This is a genomic window from Geobacillus vulcani PSS1, assembly GCF_000733845.1.
GTDB classification, from domain to species: domain Bacteria; phylum Bacillota; class Bacilli; order Bacillales; family Anoxybacillaceae; genus Geobacillus; species Geobacillus vulcani.
In genome coordinates, this window is the sequence record NZ_JPOI01000001.1 from 430,413 (window position 1) to 445,863 (window position 15,451).

The window sequence follows — 15,451 nt, forward strand, 5'->3', positions numbered from 1 at the left end:
TTAAAATAATTGACAAATGAATGTGGAAAACAAACAGGTGGACAAGCCCGATTGTCGATTTCACATCTCCTTTAAGCAAAGGCACCGCTCCTAGGGCCGTCCTCTTCTTCGCATGAAGTGCGCTAAAAAGAGGAGAAAAAGCATGCCCCAGCGCTTGAGGCATGCCTAGCGGTTCAACAAGCTGCCGACATAGCGGAGCAATTCGTTGGCTGACGTGGAATTGTACCCGTATTCATCAATGAGGCGGGCGACGACTTCGTTAATTTTTTTCAACTGCTGCTCATCCGGTGTTTTTGTCGACGTTGTAATTTTTACAATATCTTTTAAATCAGCGAACAGTTTTTTCTGGATTGCCTCGCGCAGCCGTTCATGCGAGTTGTAGTCAAATCGTTGCCCTTTGCGCGCATAGGCGGAAATGCGGATTAAAATTTCTTCACGAAACGCTTTTTTCGCATTTTCGGAAATGCCGATTTGTTCCTCGATCGAGCGCATCAGCTTTTCATCTGGATTCATTTCCTCACCCGTAAGCGGGTCCCGCAATTTCGTCTTGTTGCAGTACGCCTCGACGTTGTCCAAATAGTTATCCATCAACGTTTTCGCTGACTCTTCATACGAATAGACGAACGCCTTTTGCACTTCTTGTTTGGCGATTTCATCATACTCTTTGCGCACGAGCGAAATGAAATTCAAATACCGCTCACGGTCTTCCTTCGTGATCGACGGATGCTGATCCAATCCTTCTTTCAACGAACGAAGCACGTCAAGCGCATTGATCGACGGCACTCCTTTGCGGATGATGCAAGCAGAAATGCGGTTGATGACATAGCGTGGGTCGATGCCGCTCATCCCCTCATCCGGATGCTCCTTTTTCAGCTCCTCCACATCGACCTCGCTGAATCCTTCGATCATTTCGCCATCATACAAGCGCATTTTCTTCAATAAATCCACATCCGGCCGCTTGGATTCTTTCAGCCGCGTCAAAATCGTAAACATAGCCGCAATCCGCAACGTATGTGGAGCGATATGCACGTCGGCGACGTCGCTTTCGCGGATCATTTTTTCATAAATGCGCTCTTCTTCCGAGACGCGCAAGTTGTACGGAATCGGCATGACGATGATACGCGAATGGAGCGCCTCGTTCTTTTTGTTAGCAATGAACGACCGATATTCCGTTTCGTTCGTATGCGCGATGATCAATTCATCGGCGCTGATTAAAGCAAACCGTCCAGCTTTGAAATTGCCTTCTTGCGTCAGCGATAACAAATGCCAAAGAAATTTTTCATCGCACTTTAGCATCTCTTGAAATTCCATAATCCCGCGGTTGGCTTTGTTCAGTTCGCCGTCAAACCGATACGCGCGCGGGTCAGACTCGGAACCGTATTCCGCGATCGTTGAAAAATCGATGCTTCCCGTTAAATCGGCAATGTCTTGCGATTTGGGGTCAGACGGACTGAACGTCCCGATACCGACGCGACGGTTCTCAGAGAAGAAAATGCGCTCCACTAGCACGTCTTCAATGCGTCCGCCGTATTCTTTCTCCAGCCGCATCATATTGAGCGGCGACAGTTCACCTTCAATGCGAATGCCATACTCACGGTAAAAATCTTCGCGCAAATGGTGAGGAATAAGGTGAAGCGGATCTTCATGCATCGGGCATCCTTTAATGGCATACACCGCGCCGCGCTCTGTTTTTGAATACTCTTCAAGCCCGCGCTTTAGCAAAGTCACAAGCGTCGACTTTCCGCCGCCAACTGGTCCCATCAGCAGCAAAATCCGTTTCCGCACATCCAACCGCTTCGCCGCCGGGTGGAAATATTCCTCAACGAGCCGCTCAAGCGCTTCCTCGAGCCCGAACAAGTGCTGGCTGAAAAACTTATATCGTTTCCGTCCATTCACCTCTTCGACCCCAGCATCTTTGATCATATTATAAACACGCGAATGAGCCGACTGGGCCACCCACGGCTTTTCTTTTAAAATCTTTAAATACTCGGCAAACGTTCCTTCCCATTTCAACTTTTCTTCTTCTTCCCGATATCGGGCGATTTTTTGCAAAATATCCATAAAGGACCTCCTCACCCTTGGATGTCTAACAGCAAGATTATTACAATTTATGCGAGGATGTCCCGTATCATTCGCCGCAAAAAAAATTTTGTCTCCTAACAACCAGCTGCGGTCATTCACATGCTTGACGATATTCGCTATAATAAAGAGGGAAACGCCTGCCACTTTCATGATGAAGGAGGAACAAACGATGCGCACTTTGCTTGTGCTAGGGGTCATCATTGCGTTTTTGACGGCTATTTTCACCGCTGGTTACGAAGACAAACCAGGTGTCAGACAATAATCCCAAAAAAAACGACCTCCGATGCGAAGGTCGTTTTTTTGTTTACGACAGCCCGTGAAACCGCTGTTGGCGCAGCGCTTCGTACACTAAGATGGCTGCCGTGTTCGACAGGTTTAACGAGCGCACTTTGTCATTCATCGGGATGCGAAGGCAACGGTCCATATTGGCCTCAAGCAGCTCCTTTGGCAGTCCGGTTGTTTCGCGTCCGAACACAAAAAAAATGTGTTTTTCTGTATCGCTGAAATCAAACGAATCATAATACCGGCGCCCGAATTTCGTAATGAAATAAAACTCCCCTTCCGGAAAGCGGGCGAATAGTTCGTCAAGCGAGTCATAATACGAAATATTAACATATGGCCAATAATCAAGCCCGGCGCGCTTTAACATTTTATCATCCGTAGAAAAACCGAGCGGGCGGATCAAATGGAGCGACGTATCGGTCGCCGCACACGTACGGGCGATGTTTCCTGTATTGGCTGGAATTTCTGGTTGGTATAGTACAACATGGAGTGGCATTGGCTTCACCTCAACAACATTTATTTGCCATCGATGATGTGAAAAAACTTATAGCGAATGTTCGGCGTATAAGCACTTGAGTCTTCATACGACCAATAGCGCATTCGGCTGTTTGTCGTATGGGCGTTCACAAGCGGCATCCCGTTCTGATCTTTCGCCACCACAATCGTCGAATGGTCGAAGCGTCCGTCCCCTTGAAAATCATAACAGATGACATCGCCTGCCATCAATTGCTCTGGCTCGGCCACTTCCACCGCCTGCAAGCCAATGCGCGACCCGCTCAAGTACCAACGAAAGGCATGAGCGACAGCCCAGCTGTAACTCCAACTTCCATTTTGACACCACCATCCCCTCGTCCGGTTCGGATAGCCCGTCATCGGCGCCCCACCCGCATACAGGCATTGGGAGACAAAATTCGTGCAATCCACTGGAAACGATGGAAACGCCGGGTTGTGTCGATTCCACCACGTTTCCGCATACCGCACCGCCCGGGCGCGGTCATACTGGTAAGAAAGACGCTCCCCCGTCCATTGCTCTCGTTCGACGCGCGGCGCCTCCATATAGCCCCCCAACTGGCTGATCGGTTCATCAGCGACAAGTTCACCGCGGACAAAACAAGCGCATCTCTCCTCAACCTGTTCTTCCATATATAATGAAGCCCCTTGCTTAATTAAAAATTGATGGTGGGCCATATACATGACTTTGGCTTCCCGCTCGATAGTCTGCCTGCCGACAATACGCCCGTGGATCGTGCAACGAACAATCTCCGCACCGCGCTTTTGGCAAAGCTGTTGCTTTCTTGCCGCCTCTTTGTTCCGGACGTTGCTTTCCGATACAAATGAGCGGGCCCGCTCATCCAACCACGCGCGCAACTGTTTCTTCATGCTGCTTTCCACCACTTTCGTTTTTGTTACTACCTTATGTGGGGAAGCTGCGTTTTTTTCCCTATTCTTTTGCCTCAGCCAACAGTTTCAATCCTTTTTCAATCTCCTCAATCACACCCTTATCCGTCTCCGTTTGGCGTGCAGCCTCCAAATAAGGTTTGGCGCTTGGATCCCCAATTTTCCCGAGCGCCCACGCCGCCGTTCCGCGAATAACGGGACGGCTATCCTCTTTCAACAAACGCAGCAAATGCGGCACTGCGGTCCGATCTTTGTAATGAGCCAGCGCCAAAATGGCATTGCGCTGAATCGGTTTTTTCCCACGCCATGAACCCGCCATGGCTCCAAATTTCTCTTTAAACTCGCGGTTGCTCATCCGAAGCAATGGAATGAGCTTTGGTTTCACCGCTTCTGGATCTGGCTCGAATTCCGGATGCAAATGGAAGTCTTTCCCCTTATTTTCCGGACAAACTTGCTGGCATGTATCGCAACCGTACAGCCGGTTCCCGATTTTCTCCCGAAACTCGTCAGCCAAAAAGCCTTTCGTCTGCGTTAAAAAGGAAAGACATCGCTGCGCGTTCAGTTGTCCCCCTTGCACAAGCGCCCCTGTCGGACAGGCGTCAATGCATTTCGTGCACGCGCCGCATCGGTTTTCAACCGGCTCATCAGGGGGAAAAGGAATATTCGTAATCATTTCTCCCAAATACACATACGATCCAAATTCCGGTGTAATAATGGAGCAATTTTTACCGCTCCAACCGATCCCTGCCCGTTCCGCCACCGCCCGATCGGCGAGCTCTCCGGTATCCACCATTGAGCGAACGCGAGCATGGGGCACTTTGGCCAACAAAAACTCCTCGAGTTGCTGCAAACGTTCCCGTAACACATCGTGGTAGTCCTTTCCCCATGACGCGCGGCAAAAAACACCGCGCCGTTCCGTCTTTGTCCCCCGCGGCGCATTTTTCATTTTGGACGGATAGGCAAGGGCAATGGCAATGATCGATTTGGCTTCCGGAAGAAGCAATGAAGGATTGGTCCGTTTTTCAATATTCGGTTCCTCAAAACCCGACTGATAGCCAAGCTCCTGCTGACGACGCAATCGTTCCTTTAATTCGACAAACGGGTCGGCGCTTGCAAAGCCAATTTTATCAATGCCGATTGACCGACTGTATTCGATGACTTCCTGCTTTAATGCCATAACATCCATCATTTTCCCTCCTTTCGTCATATATGGTAAAATGAAACCCGAGGTGATCAAGATGAAATGCGTGATATCGGAACAACTAAAGCAACGCCTTCCTTCTGGTAAATTCGGCGTCATCCGCTATCATCATATCGAGATCAGCGATTCACCGCAAATGTTGAGAGGACGATTGGAGCTGTTTCAAGAATCTCTTTACATTGAGCTGCAGGAAAAGCCGATTGCCGACATTCCTGAGATCGCCGAATGGCGCCGTTCGTTCAAACAAATCGGAACGGACCCAAGCCGCTATCGACCATCAAGTGAAAGCCTGTACCGACGCATCCAGAAAAAAAGCTTCATTCCGCCTATCCATTCAGCGGCGGACATAAACAACTTTTTTTCACTCTATTATAAAATCCCGCTCGGTATCTATGATCTAGACCGCATCGACGGAACAGTGACGCTCACGATCGGCGCGGAACAAGACGAATACACCGCGTTAAACGGCCGCACAGTCAACTTTGCCAACAAACTTGTCAGCAAAGATGAACGAGGGCCGTTTGGCAGTCCCATCGTCGATTCAGAGCGAACCGCTGTGACGAGAGAAACGAAAAACGCTTTGCAAATCGTTTACTTTCTCCCATCAATGCCAGAAGAAACCGCCAAGCGCCAACTTCAAGCCATCCAAACGATGTTTGTGCAAATCCATGGCGGTGAAGCCGAGGCGCAATTGCTCGTTTGATCCCCCGCTTGCCTACCGTGGAAAACGGGGGACTCCTCCCTACATAAACAAAAAACGCAATGCCTCGTTCTTTAACGAAACGAAACACTGCGTTGTCCCCAACTTCGTAATACCATTTTGAAACTAACGAGAAACATTATAACAGATTTCCACACGCATCACAAGAAAAAACGCAAAAATCGACAAAAGAAATTGTATAAAAGGGCACCAGAATCTCTGGTGCCAGCAACCAGTGACCCGTACGGGATTCGAACCCGTGTTACCGCCGTGAAAGGGCGGTGTCTTAACCACTTGACCAACGGGCCATCATGGCGGAGAAGGCGGGATTTGAACCCGCGCGCCGCAAAACTGCGACCTAACGGTTTAGCAAACCGTCCCCTTCAGCCACTTGGGTACTTCTCCGTGACATGGCTCCGCAAGTAGGATTCGAACCTACGACCTACCGGTTAACAGCCGGTTGCTCTACCGCTGAGCTATTGCGGAATAATTAAGAAACATTCTTCAAACTTATTCTATCCCTTCCTCTACCAGCTGATTCAAGGATAACGGATGCGTCGGAGCAATAATGCAAATGCTCGTCGCCCGCTGTTGCTGTGGAACGATGGAACATTATTCGCACACTATTATAACAAATAGTCAAAAAACACTCAATGGGAAATAATGGGCCTAAGTGGACTTGAACCACCGACCTCACGCTTATCAGGCGTGCGCTCTAACCAGCTGAGCTATAGGCCCACCATCAAAAGCGGGTGATGGGAATCGAACCCACGACATCAGCTTGGAAGGCTGAGGTTTTACCACTAAACTACACCCGCACATGATTTTGATTGAATACCCACCACGCTTTTTCCATGCCTCTTCCTCTTCCAGCCTATTCAAGAAAGCTGGATGCGTCGAGGCAACTCGAAGCCAATTCGATGATGCCGATGCTCGTGGCTGAGGTTTTACCACTAAACTACACCCGCATATAACGAATAAAATATAAAGAAAAGGGCGACTAGTGGGAATCGAACCCACGCATGCCAGAGCCACAATCTGGTGCGTTAACCACTTCGCCATAGTCGCCGTAGCCGTATACTGGTGCCGGCTGCAGGACTTGAACCCGCAACCTACTGATTACAAGTCAGTTGCTCTACCAATTGAGCTAAGCCGGCATGATTCAAACACATTCACACTTCATCCGACACAAAGCATGGCGGAGGAGGAGGGATTCGAACCCCCGCGCGCCTTGCGGCGCCTCTCGGTTTTCAAGACCGACCCCTTCAACCACTTGGGTACTCCTCCAAAAAAGCAACAATAATAATGGTGGACCTTGTAGGACTCGAACCTACGACCGGACGGTTATGAGCCGTCTGCTCTAACCAGCTGAGCTAAAGGTCCGACAATAGTGGCGGTGGAGGGGATCGAACCCCCGACCTCACGGGTATGAACCGTACGCTCTAGCCAGCTGAGCTACACCGCCAAATTGAATAAGGTTAAAAGGTGGAGCCTATCGGGATCGAACCGATGACCTCCTGCGTGCAAAGCAGGCGCTCTCCCAGCTGAGCTAAGGCCCCATGATAAATCGGGAAGACAGGATTTGAACCTGCGACCTCACGGACCCGAACCGTGTGCTCTACCAAGCTGAGCTACTTCCCGATAAAACGCGCTCGAGAGGATTCGAACCCCTAACCTTCTGATCCGTAGTCAGATGCTCTATCCAATTGAGCTACGAGCGCACAAGTGCCGAGGGCCGGACTCGAACCGGCACGGTAGTTACCTACCCCAGGATTTTAAATCCTGTGCGTCTGCCAATTCCGCCACCCCGGCGGAAGTGGAGCGGAAGACGGGGCTCGAACCCGCGACCCCCACCTTGGCAAGGTGGTGTTCTACCGCTGAACTACTTCCGCAAGACGATGAGCCATGGAGGACTCGAACCTCCGACCCTCTGATTAAAAGTCAGATGCTCTACCTACTGAGCTAATGGCTCGTGGTTAGGTATACACTTCAGATATTTGACGATGTCCCTTCCTCTGCTAGCTGATTCGACGGTGTCCAGTGCGTCGGGACAACTCGAAGCAATCCCGAAGATGCATCGCTCGTTACTGAGCTAATGGCTCACGATTGCTGGTTTAATGGCTTAAGGATTTAGTAAGGAATAGAATGCCGGCTGCAGGACTTGAACCCGCAACCTACTGATTACAAGTCAGTTGCTCTACCAATTGAGCTAAGCCGGCATGTATATCTTATATGGTGGCTCGGGACGGAATCGAACCGCCGACACAAGGATTTTCAGTCCTTTGCTCTACCGACTGAGCTACCGAGCCATATTTTCCTTATTGATAATAAATATGGCGGTCCCGACGGGACTCGAACCCGCGATCTCCTGCGTGACAGGCAGGCATGTTAACCACTACACTACGGGACCATATTGGTTGCGGGGGCAGGATTTGAACCTGCGACCTTCGGGTTATGAGCCCGACGAGCTACCGGACTGCTCCACCCCGCGACGATAAAAGATAAATTTGTTTCGATCATGCACTGAGTATCGTTTAAACGTTTGTTGCCTCTTCCTCTGCCAGCTGATTCAAAGATGCCCGATGCGTCGAGGCAACTCCCGGCATATTCGATGAAGCAAATGCTCGTTGCTCCACCCCGCGACGATAGAAGATGAACTTATTTCAATAATGCGCTGAGTTTTGTTTTGTATGTTTGAAAGTGGTGGAGGATGACGGGATCGAACCGCCGACCCCTTGCTTGTAAGGCAAGTGCTCTCCCAGCTGAGCTAATCCTCCACATGATTGCCTAGCAGCGACCTACTCTTGCAGGGGCGCTGGCCCCAACTACCATCGGCGCTGGAGGGCTTAACTTCCGTGTTCGGGATGGGAACGGGTGTTTCCCCTCCGCCATAGCCACTAGGCAACGATGATCATCTTGGACAGTCATTATTATATCTATCCTGTTGGATTTGTCAATAGGAATAATTCATTCCCTCAAAACTAGATAACCGTCGGAAGAAGCCGCTTGCCTGCGCTTTTCTATTGTCCAGTTCCAGCGCCTAGCTCTCTTCTGCCAAATAACCTTCCCCCTCGGGGCGCGAGCGCCCCTGCGGGTGAAGAACATTTGCCCGTCGCGGCGAACCGCTCGCCTGCGCTTTTCTAGGTTAAGCCCTCGATCGATTAGTATCCGTCAGCTCCACGTGTCGCCACGCTTCCACCTCGGACCTATCGACCTCGTCATCTTCGAGGGATCTTACCCGCTTTTGGCGGTGGGAAATCTCATCTTGAGGGGGGCTTCACGCTTAGATGCTTTCAGCGCTTATCCCGTCCGCACATAGCTACCCAGCGGTGCCCCTGGCGGGACAACTGGTACACCAGCGGTGCGTCCATCCCGGTCCTCTCGTACTAAGGACAGCTCCTCTCAAATTTCCTGCGCCCGCGACGGATAGGGACCGAACTGTCTCACGACGTTCTGAACCCAGCTCGCGTACCGCTTTAATGGGCGAACAGCCCAACCCTTGGGACCGACTTCAGCCCCAGGATGCGATGAGCCGACATCGAGGTGCCAAACCTCCCCGTCGATGTGGACTCTTGGGGGAGATCAGCCTGTTATCCCCGGGGTAGCTTTTATCCGTTGAGCGATGGCCCTTCCATGCGGAACCACCGGATCACTAAGCCCGACTTTCGTCCCTGCTCGACCTGTCCGTCTCGCAGTCAAGCTCCCTTGTGCCTTTGCACTCTCCGAATGATTTCCAACCATTCTGAGGGAACCTTTGGGCGCCTCCGTTACCTTTTGGGAGGCGACCGCCCCAGTCAAACTGCCCACCTGACACTGTCTCCCACCCCGCTCAGGGGTGCGGGTTAGAATTTCAATACCGCCAGGGTGGTATCCCACCGTCGCCTCCACCGAAGCTGGCGCTCCGGCTTCCCCGGCTCCCACCTATCCTGTACAAGCGATACCAAAATTCCATATCAGGCTGCAGTAAAGCTCCACGGGGTCTTTCCGTCCTGTCGCGGGTAACCTGCATCTTCACAGGTAGTATAATTTCACCGGGTCTCTCGTTGAGACAGCGCCCAAGTCGTTACACCTTTCGTGCGGGTCGGAACTTACCCGACAAGGAATTTCGCTACCTTAGGACCGTTATAGTTACGGCCGCCGTTTACTGGGGCTTCGGTTCGCACCTTCGCTTCCGCTAAGCGCTCCCCTTAACCTTCCAGCACCGGGCAGGTGTCAGCCCCTATACGTCGCCTTTCGGCTTCGCAGAGACCTGTGTTTTTGATAAACAGTCGCTTGGGCCTTTTCACTGCGGCTCTTCAGGGCTCCTCACCCCAAAGAGCACCCCTTCTCCCGAAGTTACGGGGTCATTTTGCCGAGTTCCTTAACGAGAGTTCTCCCGCGCGCCTTAGGATTCTCTCCTCGCCTACCTGTGTCGGTTTGCGGTACGGGCACCTCTTCCCTCGCTAGAGGCTTTTCTTGGCAGTGTGGAATCAGGGACTTCCGGATGACTCCGTCGCCATCACAGCTTAGCCTTCACGGCCAGCGGATTTGCCTGCTGGCCAGCCTCACTGCTTGGACAGGCTCTTCCAGCCGCCTGCTCGCCCTATCCTCCTGCGTCCCCCCATCGCTCAAACGGGAAGGAGGTGGTACAGGAATCTCGACCTGTTGCCCATCACCTACGCCTTTCGGCCTCGGCTTAGGTCCCGACTAACCCTGAGCGGACGAACCTTCCTCAGGAACCCTTAGGCTTTCGGCGCAGAGGATTCTCACCTCTGTTTTCGCTACTCATACCGGCATTCTCACTTCTAAGCGCTCCACCAGTCCTTCCGGTCTGGCTTCTCTGCCCTTAGAACGCTCCCCTACCGATGACCAACGGTCATCCCGCAGCTTCGGCGGCACGTTTAGCCCCGGTACATTTTCGGCGCAGAGTCACTCGACCAGTGAGCTATTACGCACTCTTTAAATGGTGGCTGCTTCTAAGCCAACATCCTGGTTGTCTCGGCAACTCCACATCCTTTTCCACTGAACGTGCACTTCGGGGCCTTAGCTGGCGGTCTGGGCTGTTCCCCTCTCGACCACGGATCTTATCACTCGCAGTCTGACTCCCGGGCATAAGTCCTTGGCATTCGGAGTTTGACTGGGTTCGGTAACCCGATGAGGGCCCCTAGCCCAATCAGTGCTCTACCTCCAAGACTCTTAAACCCGAGGCTAGCCCTAAAGCTATTTCGGGGAGAACCAGCTATCTCCAAGTTCGATTGGCATTTCACCCCTACCCACACCTCATCCCCGCACTTTTCAACGTGCGTGGGTTCGGGCCTCCAGCCGGTGTTACCCGGCCTTCACCCTGGACATGGGTAGATCACCTGGTTTCGGGTCGACGACGACGTACTTCGCGCCCTGTTCAGACTCGCTTTCGCTGCGGCTCCGCCTCTTCGGCTTAACCTCGCACGCCATCGTCACTCGCCGGTTCATTCTACAAAAGGCACGCCATCACCCATTAACGGGCTCTGACTACTTGTAGGCACACGGTTTCAGGTTCTCTTTCACTCCCCTCCCGGGGTGCTTTTCACCTTTCCCTCACGGTACTGGTGCACTATCGGTCACTAGGGAGTATTTAGCCTTGGGAGATGGTCCTCCCTGCTTCCGACGGGATTCCTCGTGTCCCGCCGTACTCAGGATCCGCACGGGAGGGAACGAAGTTTCGACTACAGGGCTCTCACCTTCTCTGGCCGGCCGTTCCAGACCGGTTCGTCTACCCCGTTCCTTTCTCACTCCCATCATGAGCGGTCCTACAACCCCAAGAGGACTCGCCTCTTGGTTTGGGCTGTTCCCGTTTCGCTCGCCGCTACTCAGGGAATCGCGTTTGCTTTCTTCTCCTCCGGGTACTAAGATGTTTCAGTTCCCCGGGTGTGCCCTCCATGCCCTATGGATTCAGGCATGGATACTGCCCCATTACGGACAGTGGGTTCCCCCATTCGGACATCTCCGGATCCACGCTTGCTTACAGCTCCCCGAAGCGTTTCGGCGTTTGCCCCGTCCTTCATCGGCTCCTAGTGCCAAGGCATCCACCGTGCGCCCTTTCTAGCTTAACCTACAGCGTCTCGGCTTCTTCCTTATTGTCTAGCTTCGGCGCCTAGCTCTCTTCTGCCAAATCACCTCCCCCCTTGGGATGCAAGCATCCCTGCGGGTGAAGAACATTTGGCTTCGAGAGCTAACCGCGGCGCCTCAGCTTTTCCGGTTATCTAGTTTTCAAGGAACGAAGTAGCTGCATTGAGCTTGCTTCTTCGCTGGTTTGCGTCGAGGAATCTGGCTCCTCTGCATTCGCTTGTAGACGCAGACGCAAACGAAGCAGTCGAAGGAATTCTCATTCCTTCAAAACTGAACGAAACGGAAGCGCCATGTTCATTGAACCGAAAGGTTTGTCATCCTTAGAAAGGAGGTGATCCAGCCGCACCTTCCGGTACGGCTACCTTGTTACGACTTCACCCCAATCACTTGCCCCACCTTCGGCGGCTGGCTCCCGTAAGGGTTACCTCACCGACTTCGGGTGTTGCAAGCTCTCGTGGTGTGACGGGCGGTGTGTACAAGGCCCGGGAACGTATTCACCGCGGCATGCTGATCCGCGATTACTAGCGATTCCGGCTTCATGCAGGCGAGTTGCAGCCTGCAATCCGAACTGAGAGCGGCTTTTTGGGATTCGCTCCCCCTCGCGGGTTCGCAGCCCTTTGTACCGCCCATTGTAGCACGTGTGTAGCCCAGGTCATAAGGGGCATGATGATTTGACGTCATCCCCACCTTCCTCCGACTTGTCGCCGGCAGTCCCTCTAGAGTGCCCACCTCCGTGCTGGCAACTAGAGGCGAGGGTTGCGCTCGTTGCGGGACTTAACCCAACATCTCACGACACGAGCTGACGACAACCATGCACCACCTGTCACCCTGTCCCCCCGAAGGGGGAACGCCCAATCTCTTGGGTTGTCAGGGGATGTCAAGACCTGGTAAGGTTCTTCGCGTTGCTTCGAATTAAACCACATGCTCCACCGCTTGTGCGGGCCCCCGTCAATTCCTTTGAGTTTCAGCCTTGCGGCCGTACTCCCCAGGCGGAGTGCTTATCGCGTTAGCTGCAGCACTAAAGGGTGTGACCCCTCTAACACTTAGCACTCATCGTTTACGGCGTGGACTACCAGGGTATCTAATCCTGTTTGCTCCCCACGCTTTCGCGCCTCAGCGTCAGTTGCAGGCCAGAGAGCCGCCTTCGCCACTGGTGTTCCTCCACATCTCTACGCATTTCACCGCTACACGTGGAATTCCGCTCTCCTCTCCTGCACTCAAGTCCCCCAGTTTCCAATGACCCTCCACGGTTGAGCCGTGGGCTTTCACATCAGACTTAAGGAACCGCCTGCGCGCGCTTTACGCCCAATAATTCCGGACAACGCTCGCCCCCTACGTATTACCGCGGCTGCTGGCACGTAGTTAGCCGGGGCTTTCTCGTGAGGTACCGTCACCGCGCCGCCCTCTTCGAACGGCGCTCCTTCGTCCCTCACAACAGAGCTTTACGACCCGAAGGCCTTCTTCGCTCACGCGGCGTCGCTCCGTCAGGCTTTCGCCCATTGCGGAAGATTCCCTACTGCTGCCTCCCGTAGGAGTCTGGGCCGTGTCTCAGTCCCAGTGTGGCCGGTCACCCTCTCAGGCCGGCTACGCATCGTCGCCTTGGTGAGCCGTTACCTCACCAACTAGCTAATGCGCCGCGGGCCCATCCGCAAGTGACAGCCAAAGGCCGCCTTTCAACCGAAGACCATGCGGTCTTCGGTGTTATCCGGTATTAGCCCCGGTTTCCCGGAGTTATCCCGGTCTTGCGGGCAGGTTGCCCACGTGTTACTCACCCGTCCGCCGCTGACCAAACCAGAGCAAGCTCCGATCCGGTCCGCTCGACTTGCATGTATTAGGCACGCCGCCAGCGTTCGTCCTGAGCCAGGATCAAACTCTCCAAAGAAAGTTGATTGGCTATCGCTTCAGCCGCAGCACCAAAGGCGCCGAGCGGCCTCCGCTTTTCGAATTGTCTAGCTTCGGCCGCTATCGGCTCGCGACGCTTCGTGTCCCGCTGCGGCGGCGACACATTGTATACGCTCCTGTGGCACCACCCACGCAGAACCAAGCTTTGCTTGGTTCGAGCCTCCTCGCGGGCCTCTCAGCGCGTTTCGCCGATAAACAAGCGACCTCCGCTTTTCGTTGCGCTTCGTTTCGTTCAGTTTTCAAGGAACGAGAGTACCGTCTGGACTTGCTTCTTTGCAACCTTGCACCGAGGAAGCCAACTCCTCTGAACTCCCTCAAATGCAAATTTGTCTCCCACTTTCCTAAAGCGACCCTTACATTGTAGCATTTCTATTGTTCGCTGTCAACAATCTTTTATTCATAATTCATACCGCTCCGCAACGTTTTCCCGCCGCGGCAGCGATTTAAAATATATCATCGTTCGACACGGAAGTCAAGAGCTTTTTTCCGCCGGGATGCGCTACTTCCGTCAATGACTTGCAGCTGACGTTTGTATGCACACAATGAAAGTCCTAACAACATCCATACTTCTTGCCGGCTCCCTTCCGCCTTTCAGGAGCAGCGGAAGGGGACCGTCAAAATTCCTTTTTCGGCAACGTATAATACCGCTCGAATATTGTATTTCCTTTTGCTGGAATCTCCACAACGGTTAGCACTTTCCTTTCGACAAGATACTCAAGCATGATGACAAGATCAACCGAGTAAGGCGCAAACTGCGGATGACCAACCATTTCCTCAATGCTCCAAGCCCCATTTTTTTCTTGCAGCACTTCGCATAAATGAGAGGAGCCTGGCTCTACGTAGGAATGAATTAAAAATTCGCTGGCCAGCAGCAAAAGCTCCAGTCGTTTCGGGAGCGGCTCTTCACTTCCGACGAGTTCTTCATACAGCTTATAAATCCGCCCATCCATTCGTTTGACTTGATTCCACACAGTCACTTCCGGATAAAGTCCGTGCTCGATCACGGTCAATCGCGCCAAATGATGAAGAGCTTGCACCATATGGTTGTATGAGTCAAGCCAATGCTTGGCGGTAAACAGCGCCTTGCCATCCGTATAGCGGCGAATCAGTTTGGCAAACTCAAGTCCCATTTTCAATCGCCGTTCTTTAGGTGGAAATTGCTCAAGGCGCTGGCGCAACTGCTGAACATAGCCGTCGCGATCAAAAACGACCTTTCCGTTGAATACCCAGTCGACCGCCTTTCGATGCGACCCGAGAACAAGCCATTCATTTAACTGCCGTTCACTGACCGCATAAAGCACTGCCTTTTTCTCGTTTAGTGAATACTGCCTGAGAAGCATCGGCTCGCTTTGCGGGTCGACAATGACGAGCAGCACAACATCAAACGTGTCCGTTGTCGCTGCATAGCAAGTCATTTTTTCAATCATTAAAATTCCGTTCGTGTTGCAACGACTCATCCATTCTTCACAGATCAGATGCAACCATTCCTTCATACCCTTCCCCTTTGCAGAAAAACCAACTATGCCGCCGGGCTCACGAACTTCGCCAATTTTCCTTTACAATAAACTGGCGAAAAACTCCCCACCCCACCTTCATGCAGCTGTTATTTTCTGCAACGGTTTTTCTTTCCTCCCTTCCACCCTCGATGATTGCATTGCCTTTTTATAACACCCATTGCTGTCAATGCTCATTTTATTATTTGCGACTATGGAGCCCTTCGTTTGCCACTGTTCTTCGTTATTTCGACAAAAAAACGAGGAATTCCTTTCTTTAAAACGTCGATTTTGTTGAGTTCTTCT

General features: G+C 52.4%; 6 protein-coding genes, 21 tRNA genes and 3 rRNA genes. 1 reads left to right on the forward strand and 29 read right to left on the reverse strand.

What is annotated here, in order from left to right:
- Positions 1–165: 165 nt before the first annotated feature.
- The 4 genes from N685_RS0102410 to queG all read right to left on the reverse strand — a co-directional run bounded on the left by N685_RS0102410 (position 166) and on the right by queG (position 4,948).
- Entirely contained in the window at positions 166–2,061 is a 1,896-nt protein-coding gene (locus N685_RS0102410) for a PrkA family serine protein kinase (protein ID WP_031405573.1), read from the reverse strand.
- Positions 2,062–2,386: 325 nt separating this feature from the next.
- The gene (trmL, locus tag N685_RS0102420) at positions 2,387–2,860 is read right to left on the reverse strand and encodes a tRNA (uridine(34)/cytosine(34)/5-carboxymethylaminomethyluridine(34)-2'-O)-methyltransferase TrmL (protein ID WP_031405575.1); all 474 of its coding nucleotides are present in this window, start codon (positions 2,858–2,860) and stop codon (positions 2,387–2,389) included.
- A gap of 20 nt (positions 2,861–2,880) precedes the next feature.
- Positions 2,881–3,744, reverse strand: coding sequence for an amidase domain-containing protein (locus N685_RS0102425; RefSeq protein WP_031405578.1), 864 nt, complete (start codon positions 3,742–3,744; stop codon positions 2,881–2,883).
- A gap of 61 nt (positions 3,745–3,805) precedes the next feature.
- The gene (gene queG / locus N685_RS0102430) at positions 3,806–4,948 is read right to left on the reverse strand and encodes a tRNA epoxyqueuosine(34) reductase QueG (protein WP_031405580.1); all 1,143 of its coding nucleotides are present in this window, start codon (positions 4,946–4,948) and stop codon (positions 3,806–3,808) included.
- Positions 4,949–5,000: 52 nt separating this feature from the next.
- On the opposite strand from queG, the gene N685_RS0102435 reads away from it, so the two are divergent.
- Positions 5,001–5,666, forward strand: coding sequence for a B3/B4 domain-containing protein (locus N685_RS0102435; protein ID WP_031405581.1), 666 nt, complete (start codon positions 5,001–5,003; stop codon positions 5,664–5,666).
- A gap of 233 nt (positions 5,667–5,899) precedes the next feature.
- Here N685_RS0102435 and N685_RS0102440 read toward each other — a convergent pair.
- From N685_RS0102440 to N685_RS0102560, 25 genes are all read right to left on the reverse strand, one after another.
- Positions 5,900–5,971 (reverse strand) — tRNA-Glu (locus N685_RS0102440).
- Between the two features lie 4 nt (positions 5,972–5,975).
- Positions 5,976–6,068 (reverse strand) — tRNA-Ser (locus N685_RS0102445).
- A gap of 6 nt (positions 6,069–6,074) precedes the next feature.
- A tRNA-Asn gene (locus N685_RS0102450) sits at positions 6,075–6,149 on the reverse strand.
- A 178-nt stretch (positions 6,150–6,327) separates the two neighbouring features.
- Positions 6,328–6,401: transfer RNA gene (locus N685_RS0102455), tRNA-Ile, on the reverse strand.
- Positions 6,402–6,410: 9 nt separating this feature from the next.
- Positions 6,411–6,481 (reverse strand) — tRNA-Gly (locus N685_RS0102460).
- Between the two features lie 177 nt (positions 6,482–6,658).
- A tRNA-His gene (locus N685_RS0102465) sits at positions 6,659–6,731 on the reverse strand.
- Between the two features lie 13 nt (positions 6,732–6,744).
- Positions 6,745–6,820: transfer RNA gene (locus N685_RS0102470), tRNA-Thr, on the reverse strand.
- A gap of 39 nt (positions 6,821–6,859) precedes the next feature.
- A tRNA-Ser gene (locus N685_RS0102475) sits at positions 6,860–6,950 on the reverse strand.
- A 19-nt stretch (positions 6,951–6,969) separates the two neighbouring features.
- Positions 6,970–7,046, reverse strand: a tRNA-Ile gene (locus N685_RS0102480).
- An 8-nt stretch (positions 7,047–7,054) separates the two neighbouring features.
- Positions 7,055–7,128, reverse strand: a tRNA-Met gene (locus N685_RS0102485).
- A gap of 21 nt (positions 7,129–7,149) precedes the next feature.
- Positions 7,150–7,222, reverse strand: a tRNA-Ala gene (locus tag N685_RS0102490).
- Positions 7,223–7,230: 8 nt separating this feature from the next.
- Positions 7,231–7,304: transfer RNA gene (locus tag N685_RS0102495), tRNA-Pro, on the reverse strand.
- Between the two features lie 6 nt (positions 7,305–7,310).
- Positions 7,311–7,384, reverse strand: a tRNA-Arg gene (locus N685_RS0102500).
- Positions 7,385–7,389: 5 nt separating this feature from the next.
- Positions 7,390–7,475 (reverse strand) — tRNA-Leu (locus N685_RS0102505).
- Positions 7,476–7,480: 5 nt separating this feature from the next.
- Positions 7,481–7,555 (reverse strand) — tRNA-Gly (locus tag N685_RS0102510).
- Positions 7,556–7,562: 7 nt separating this feature from the next.
- Positions 7,563–7,635: transfer RNA gene (locus N685_RS0102515), tRNA-Lys, on the reverse strand.
- A 174-nt stretch (positions 7,636–7,809) separates the two neighbouring features.
- Positions 7,810–7,882, reverse strand: a tRNA-Thr gene (locus N685_RS0102520).
- A 14-nt stretch (positions 7,883–7,896) separates the two neighbouring features.
- Positions 7,897–7,972, reverse strand: a tRNA-Phe gene (locus N685_RS0102525).
- A gap of 25 nt (positions 7,973–7,997) precedes the next feature.
- Positions 7,998–8,073 (reverse strand) — tRNA-Asp (locus N685_RS0102530).
- A gap of 4 nt (positions 8,074–8,077) precedes the next feature.
- Positions 8,078–8,154 (reverse strand) — tRNA-Met (locus N685_RS0102535).
- A gap of 210 nt (positions 8,155–8,364) precedes the next feature.
- A tRNA-Val gene (locus N685_RS0102540) sits at positions 8,365–8,440 on the reverse strand.
- 8 nt (positions 8,441–8,448) lie between these two features.
- Positions 8,449–8,565 (reverse strand): 5S ribosomal RNA (gene rrf / locus N685_RS0102545).
- A gap of 239 nt (positions 8,566–8,804) precedes the next feature.
- Positions 8,805–11,734: ribosomal RNA gene (locus tag N685_RS0102550) — 23S ribosomal RNA — on the reverse strand.
- 340 nt (positions 11,735–12,074) lie between these two features.
- Positions 12,075–13,632, reverse strand: a 16S ribosomal RNA gene (locus tag N685_RS0102555).
- Together the 16S, 23S and 5S rRNA genes with 21 tRNA genes alongside form the textbook arrangement of a ribosomal RNA operon.
- A gap of 634 nt (positions 13,633–14,266) precedes the next feature.
- Entirely contained in the window at positions 14,267–15,145 is an 879-nt protein-coding gene (locus tag N685_RS0102560; protein WP_031405583.1) for a nucleotidyltransferase-like protein, read from the reverse strand.
- Positions 15,146–15,451 lie beyond the last annotated feature (306 nt).